The sequence below is a fragment of the Arcobacter sp. LA11 genome, from assembly GCF_001895145.1.
GTDB lineage: Bacteria > Campylobacterota > Campylobacteria > Campylobacterales > Arcobacteraceae > Halarcobacter.
Map to the genome: position 1 here is coordinate 1 of NZ_BDIR01000038.1, position 658 is coordinate 658.

The 658-nt window shown below is 30.5% G+C and carries 1 pseudogene; it reads left to right on the forward strand.

The annotated features are described in order from the left end of the window. Window positions 1-550 (forward strand): annotated as a pseudogene (locus tag BT997_RS15645) (type VI secretion system tip protein VgrG); the annotation flags it as partial. Between the last annotated feature and the right edge of the window lie 108 nt (window positions 551-658).

The window sequence follows — 658 nt, forward strand, 5'->3', positions numbered from 1 at the left end:
AGAAGAGACTGTAGCAAATGATTCTGTTTTAACTATAGGGAATGATTTAAATGAGAATATTAAGTTTAATCATATTTCTACTGTTGAGAAGGAGAAAATAGCATCTATACAAGAGGACTATAACCTAAACCTAAATAAAGACTTCAACACAATCACAAAAAAAGATTTTAAACAAATCCTAGAAAGAAATATGCAACTAACTATACAAGAAACCCTTCTAGAATATGTAGAGCAAAATGTAAGTGATAAATACCTAGAAGACTTCTTTATCCAAATAGGAGATAACCTAGGAATAGATATAAGAGAAGGCTTTCATCTAGATACAAAAGATATCCTATACGAAGCCTCACAAGAAATAAACCTAGATGGCTCATCTGGAATATCTTTGAAGTGTGGAGGAAATGTGCTAACAGTAGATGGTTCTGGTATTCATTTTAAAACACCAAACTATGTTAAGAATAGTGCTCATGGTGGGGTTGATGCTACTGAAGTGCCTAAAATAAAAATAGAAATAAAATCAAATGCTACACTGTTTGATTTTTCAATGTAAAGGAAGAATATGGCAGAAGAAGAGAATATAGTACACATACCAAATTTCTCCTACCCATTTAAAAAAATCACAGATGAAAAAAAATGCTATGAACTATTAAAAGATAAA